This window comes from Piscibacillus sp. B03, from assembly GCF_052246295.1.
GTDB lineage: Bacteria > Bacillota > Bacilli > Bacillales > Alkalibacillaceae > Piscibacillus.
The window spans coordinates 1-1402 of sequence record NZ_JBQQCO010000087.1; the positions used below are offsets into that span (position 1 = coordinate 1).

Consider the following 1402-nt stretch of genomic DNA (forward strand, 5'->3'; position numbering starts at 1 on the left):
CACCTTTAATCTAAAACGATCAAACCGTTTAAAGCCAAAGGCATTACGCTTAATCACTTTGGTTTGATTATTAATCCCTTCAACATATCCATTATGTAAATTAAATGCGAAGCTGTTCATGATTTGCTTTTGCCAATTTTGAAAGGTCGATATCGACCTTTCAAATTCTTCAACTCCCGATGCCTTTACAAGGTCGTAATAACGATATAATCCTTCTTTAATGTCTTTTAGTTTATCTGACCCACTAGCTTTTGCTTGTTTAAACCATTCTCGATAAGCTTCTTTCAATTCATATGCTTTCCTTAAATAATCTGATTTACTAAGATAATGGTTTAAATACCAGCGTTGTTTATCAGTTAAGTTTTCGTTGTGTTTATAGAACACATGCCTCATGCGTTTACACTTCTTACGGTCGTACTCATCAAACGATTGTTGGACTTTCCGCCTCACCCGTTCAAGTGCCCAATAAATGTAACGACAAAAATGGAATCGATCTGCAATAATTATAGGGCCGCCAAGCGCGTCATTAACAGCTGCTTTAAACGATTGGCTCATATCCATGACAACCATTTCTACCTTGTCACCATGTTGCTTTAGATAGTCTACCAGTGTCTGTTTCTTTCGATCCTTTAAGATTTCTAAAGGCCTACGGTCTATCGGGTCGGCAATAATGGTTTGATACTTTTCGCCACCGGCGTCACCTTTGTATTCATCAATCGCAATGACTCTCGGAAGATCTGTGGTTTGTTTTAACTTCGTTGAGCTTATCTCATCAAAACGACGCATAACCGTCGTTGGAGAAACCATAAAGCGATCAGCTACATCTTTAAAGTTTTTACCATGAATTAGCTCAATCGACAGGGCTTGATTAAACTCAACGGATTGTCTCTGATAACGTTCTACAACTGAGTTGTCCTCATAGAATCGTTTACGGCATTCTCGATCCCCGCAAATATAACGTCGCTTTCGATAAAATAACAAGGTATTTCTACCAAACGCTTGTGTATGTTGAATCTTTTGAAGCCTATAATCATGAACTTTTTCAGTGAACTTCCGACAATCAGGACATTGGTGAGGTTTTCTCTCCAACTCCACATGGAGTTGGTAAAATCCCTCACCTTCAAAGGATTTAGTAATATTAAACTCTTCTAAACCAGGGATAGAAATGTTAGAATACATAGTACACGCAACTCCTTTTGTTTTTTGTTTTTTGGTCTAAACAAATTCTAACAAATTAGGAGCTTGCGTGTTTTATTTTGGCTATATTTCCCTGAAATCCAGGTAGGCCTGACACTCCTGCGGGAGAAGCGAGCCAGGCGAGACCCCACAGAACGTAACGTTAGTGGAGTTCGAGGAGGCTCGCGGATCGCCCGCGGAAAGGGAAGGCCTAACCTGGAAGGTT

General features: G+C 39.7%; 1 protein-coding gene. It reads right to left on the minus strand.

The window, feature by feature from the left end; genetic code table 11:
• Nucleotides 1-1179 (minus strand): ISL3 family transposase (locus ACTWQB_RS17300; protein WP_443140392.1); only part of this gene is annotated, 1179 nt, incomplete at its 3' end.
• Nucleotides 1180-1402: the final 223 nt, after the last annotated feature.